Below are 4720 nucleotides of genomic sequence, written 5' to 3'. Positions count from 1 at the left end.
AGCCCTATAACTAAAAGGTAAGTAAGATTAGGTAATTATAAAATATTTGTATTTTTTCTCATAGAAAAAGGGCGAAGATTTTGACATCTTCGCCCTTTTTCTTTAATCTGTTATTTGCGTTCTTTGCTAAGAAACAGACCATCGACAAGTCAAATCTTAGCAAAGGGTAGCTAGGAATGCAAGAGATTGCGAGCGTCACTACTACCAAAAAACCATTCAACGACGATTAAACAAGAAACGCAAACCTTAAATTTAACGGTCATTAGCTCGGACTTCGGGAACGAATAAACAGGCATAAAGTGGTGTAAATTAACGGTTCTTACATACGATAGTAAGCTCTGCCACCGTCTCACTGTACGATAATCAGTACCTGATAAAGTTAAAATTAAGGATTAGAGAATTGCTTGTCTAGGGTCTCAATTCTCAACCAGTAAAACGATTTTATTTTTTGATTAGCTATTCACTAATCGCTTGATCGAATAACAAAGAAAAATAACGCTCTTTATGAGCTTTGTGGATTTGTGGACTGTTTAACGTTTTTTTCGCTTTGCGAACGTATGGACTAATTGTGCAAAAGCTGATGGATAACTCTACGAGTTACCCACGAGCTTTTACACCGAATTAGCCCACACTAAAAAACTACAGTCCACAAGCTCCACGAAAGCCAATTTATCCATCATTTTTTTTTATTATTTGAAAAGCCCTTCGGGCTAAAAAATGAAGTCGCCTACGGCTCAGCGGTTTTTATATACCACTTCGGAGCTTTATGGTAGTATTTGTCTTTATTTATAGCTAGGACACACAAAGGGGACTTAACAGTCAATCCCTTATGTGCCTAGCAAAGGGGATAAATCCCCCTTGACCCCCTACGGTTACACAACTAATTAGTAAGAACGGGTACCAAAATGACAAAAGAAAAAAGAACAAAAGAGATAAAAATTCGTCTAACTGAAAGTGAATATAACGCATTAAAAGAGAGAAAAACCAAAGCTAGATTAGCTGAATGGTTACGAGAATTAGCCTTAAAACAAGAGCCTAAAAAACCATTAAAAGCAATCGACCCAAAATTATTATTTGAATTAAATAGAATAGGTGTAAATATCAATCAAATAGCAAGACAATGTAATAATCAAGCACCTAATATTGACTTAATTAGTGTGCTTATTAGCTTACGAAATATTGAAAAAAATATACAAATAATTAGAGAAAATGCACGATGATTGTAAAATTTTTTAAAAAAAGGGGAAAAGGTAAAGCCAGCAGTTGCAAGGCTTGTGTTGATTATTTACTTAAAAAGCCTGATGACACCGCTCAAATATTACAGGGCGATCCCAGACTATCACAAGAAATAGCAGATAGCCTACAATTCAAAAATACCTATACTGCTGGTTGCTTATCTTTTGAAGAGCCTAATATCTCAGAAAAAGATAAAAGAAAAATTATGGCTAGTTTTGAAAAAGCTATCTTTGCTGGATTAGAGCCTGAACAATATAACATATCGTGGGTACAACATACTGATAAAGGTAGATTAGAGTTAAATTTTGTCATTCCTAATGTAGAACTAACCAGCGGTAAACGATTACAGCCATACTATGATAAAGCTGATAGACCTATTGTCGAAAATTTTAAACAGGTAATAAACTCTATATATGGACTATCAGACCCTAACGACCCAACAAAAAAACAAAATATGGTTACTAAGCAAGAGCTACCAAGCAACAAAAAACAAGCCTTAGAAGCCATTACAGACGGATTAAGTACATTAGCTAAGGCTGGGCATATAAATAACCGCCAAGATGTTATAAAAGCCCTAGAAAACGCTGGTTTTGAAATAGCAAGGATTACCCCAAAGAATATATCAATTAAAACTGACGGGCAGAATTTAAGATTAAAAGGAGCTTTCTATGAACAAGATTTTAGATTTAGCAAAGAACTTCCAGCAGACATCGAAGAAAGAGCTAGACAATACAAAAGAGATAATTGGGAACGTTATCAAACAGCACGAAAAAAACTTGATAGAGCAATTACAAAACGCCAACAAGAATTTAGTCGAAAATATCCAAATCGAGCAGAAGAAATTAATAAAGAGTACCGTAAGAATGTACCGCTTACCCACAATAATAGCTTTATCAATACTCGCTATAATAATTTCAATATCAGCTCTTCTAAGCTGGAAGTCGAAAATAACATATCAAGAGATGATAGAATGGCAAATATCAACAAAAATAGCGAAGGAAGCGACTGGGGGAATAAAGCTAGACAAGTGCAAAACTCAACTAGGGGAGATCTTAACTTGCGTGAAGATAGACAAAAATTACATCAACACGAGATGGGGAGAAGAAAAAGATTTGATGATTTTGGATATAGCACAAAAGAAAAAATAGGGATAAACTCAAATGGCAACAGAAACGGAAATATTTTTAGAGAAAGCATTGAGAGAATTATTAATACAGCAAGAGGAAGAGCGAAAAACTTTATTAGCCGAGTTAGAGAACTTACACAAGGAAAACCAACTAATCAAGAAACAATACTACGAAATCAGCAATCAATTAGACAGTTTGATGAACTCAATAAATCGCTTAAACAGGCTATAAATAGAAAGCAAGAGGAAAAAGCCCAAGCATATAAAGTAAGACAAAGAGGCTTTAGTATAGGTAGATAAAACCGCCTAAAATATTATTAATATAGGCGGTTTAAAATTTATTGAAATTTAATTATATTTCCATTCATTGATGATAATTTTATACTTTCAATAACCTCTATTGATTCTATTGCCGTTTTTATATTTGATACAGGTTGTTTTCCTGTTTCAATACCTTCAATTAGACTTAAAATGGCATCTATCATTCTTTCATTTGGAGTAGTATTGTGTTTTGAATAGACTAAATCTAAATATTCATACTTGCTACCTGATGAATTTTCACTACTTGAAAATTTATATAAATCATAAGATGATCCATTGTTGTATAATCTTATTCGCCCATTTTCGCCAAGTATATCTATTTCAAACATATATTTCATCGGGGAAGAGCTAGTACCTTTAATGAACCCAATAGAATTAGATTTAAACTTTATCATTCCTGTTCCTCCGACATCAGAAATACCGTGAACATTTCTAACAAAATCCTTTTGAATATCTCCAACAACATATTCAATCTCTGAACCAGAAAAATAAAGCAATAAATCTATTAAATGGCTTGTACTCGTATGTAAAGCAGTTGCACCATAACCAACTAAAGAATAAATTTTTCCTATGGCATTTGAATCTAATAGCCCCTTAATTTCTTGAATAAGATTATCCCAACGAAAAATGTAATTAACAGCGATAATAACATTATGCTTATCACATAACTCAACTATTTCCTTAGATTCTTCTAGAGAATAAGAAATAGTCTTTTCACAGAAAATCACTTTAACTCCATTCTTAATACACTCTTTGATGATATCAAAATGTGTTTGAATAGGTGTGCATATACTGACAATATCAAATTTATTAGCTTTCAGCATTTCTTTATAATCTGTATATCCATTTGGGATATCACACTCTTTTTGGATAGAATCTACCAAAGATTTATTAACATCACATACTGATGATATTCGTATATTTTCAATACTTTTATATGCCTTGATATGACTCCATATGATTTTTCTGTTTGGATCTTTATCTATTCCATAAGCAATCAAACCTAATCCTATAACACCAACATTATACATACTAATCTCCATTGGATTTTTTCCTCAATGAAATAACACAACCTACAATAACGATTGCAGCACCAAAACCTTGATAAATAGAAATAGTTTCACCTAAAGTAAAGTAACCAATAAACGCAGTAGATAAGGGAACTGTTAATTGAATAATATTAAAAACAACTACCCCTTGTTTTTGAACAATATAAAATGCAAATAACATACCTGTTAGCATTCCATACATTCCAGCAAAGATTAATCCGATCAGTAAGCCTGAACTAACATCTTGTAATTGATAAATAACACCTGTATTACTTGCTAAAAGTAGATAAACAAGTCCAGATAAAGTAGCAGTGGAGGCACTGATAACGATAGCATTTAATTTTTTTGCGACCTTTTTAACGAAAAGATTTTGAATAGATTGAATAAATATAGCAGTCCCCAAAAAGAGTGATCCTGTTATAAAATCATTACCCCCACCAGTTTTGTTGCTATAAATTACAAATATCAAAGAACCAATTACAGATAAGACACTACCAATATAAAAACTCTTCTGTTTTACTTTTTCCCTTTCATCTTGAAAGAAAATTGCAGCCATAATAACAGCTAAAGGCATAGACATAATGCCGAAAATACTACCTGCTAAAGCTGAAGTATATTTAAGACCATTAATAAAAAAATACATATTACCAGTCATAAAAATAGCTAACAAAAGAAGATATAAGATGATTGAAGGTTCTCTAAGCAACTTAAGCAGTTCGGTTCTATATTTTAATATACAAATAAAAACGAATAACAACCCACCAGAGAGAAATCGAACAGCATTATTATTTAAAGTATCAAAATGAATACTCATATAACGCATAATAGGAAAACCAAACCCCATTAACAAAACATAAGAGAATCTTATAAAAGAATCATTACCCATATGACTAAGCCCTATAACTAAAAGGTAAGTAAGATTAGGTAATTATAAAATATTTGTATTTTTTCTCATAGAAAAAGGGCGAAGATTTTGACATCTTCGCCC

General features: G+C 32.3%; 5 protein-coding genes. 3 read left to right on the top strand and 2 right to left on the bottom strand.

Annotated elements, in window-relative coordinates; all coding sequences use genetic code 11:
- Positions 1-905: 905 nt before the first annotated feature.
- The 3 genes from EV697_RS09720 to EV697_RS10140 all read left to right on the top strand — a co-directional run bounded on the left by EV697_RS09720 (position 906) and on the right by EV697_RS10140 (position 2594).
- On the top strand, positions 906-1220 hold the full coding sequence (locus tag EV697_RS09720; RefSeq protein WP_132025086.1) for a plasmid mobilization protein: 315 nt from the start codon (positions 906-908) through the stop codon (positions 1218-1220).
- Positions 1221-1904: 684 nt separating this feature from the next.
- A complete protein-coding gene (locus EV697_RS09995) occupies positions 1905-2384 on the top strand; it encodes an MbeB family mobilization protein (RefSeq protein WP_243694782.1) in 480 nt (159 codons plus the stop codon).
- A gap of 12 nt (positions 2385-2396) precedes the next feature.
- Entirely contained in the window at positions 2397-2594 is a 198-nt protein-coding gene (locus EV697_RS10140) for a hypothetical protein (RefSeq protein WP_481748685.1), read from the top strand.
- A 106-nt stretch (positions 2595-2700) separates the two neighbouring features.
- Here EV697_RS10140 and EV697_RS09710 read toward each other — a convergent pair whose 3' ends face one another.
- Both EV697_RS09710 and EV697_RS09705 read right to left on the bottom strand, forming a co-directional pair.
- Entirely contained in the window at positions 2701-3714 is a 1014-nt protein-coding gene (locus EV697_RS09710; protein ID WP_243694781.1) for a Gfo/Idh/MocA family protein, read from the bottom strand.
- A 1-nt stretch (position 3715) separates the two neighbouring features.
- Positions 3716-4618 (bottom strand): DMT family transporter, encoded by a 903-nt coding sequence (locus tag EV697_RS09705; RefSeq protein WP_132025080.1) that lies wholly within the window; start codon positions 4616-4618, stop codon positions 3716-3718.
- Positions 4619-4720: the final 102 nt, after the last annotated feature.

This window comes from Bisgaardia hudsonensis (genome assembly GCF_004345785.1).
Lineage (GTDB): Bacteria > Pseudomonadota > Gammaproteobacteria > Enterobacterales > Pasteurellaceae > Bisgaardia > Bisgaardia hudsonensis.
This window is presented reverse-complemented; position numbering and strand designations above follow the sequence as displayed.

Excerpts from the sequence above, each read along its gene's own strand:
- EV697_RS09720 (WP_132025086.1), top strand. The coding sequence starts at position 906 with ATGACAAAAGAAAAAAGAACAAAAGAGATAAAAATTCGTCTAACTGAA.
- EV697_RS09995 (WP_243694782.1), top strand. The coding sequence starts at position 1,905 with ATGAACAAGATTTTAGATTTAGCAAAGAACTTCCAGCAGACATCGAAG.
- EV697_RS10140 (WP_481748685.1), top strand. The coding sequence starts at position 2,397 with ATGGCAACAGAAACGGAAATATTTTTAGAGAAAGCATTGAGAGAATTA.
- EV697_RS09710 (WP_243694781.1), bottom strand. The coding sequence starts at position 3,714 with ATGTATAATGTTGGTGTTATAGGATTAGGTTTGATTGCTTATGGAATA.
- EV697_RS09705 (WP_132025080.1), bottom strand. The coding sequence starts at position 4,618 with ATGGGTAATGATTCTTTTATAAGATTCTCTTATGTTTTGTTAATGGGG.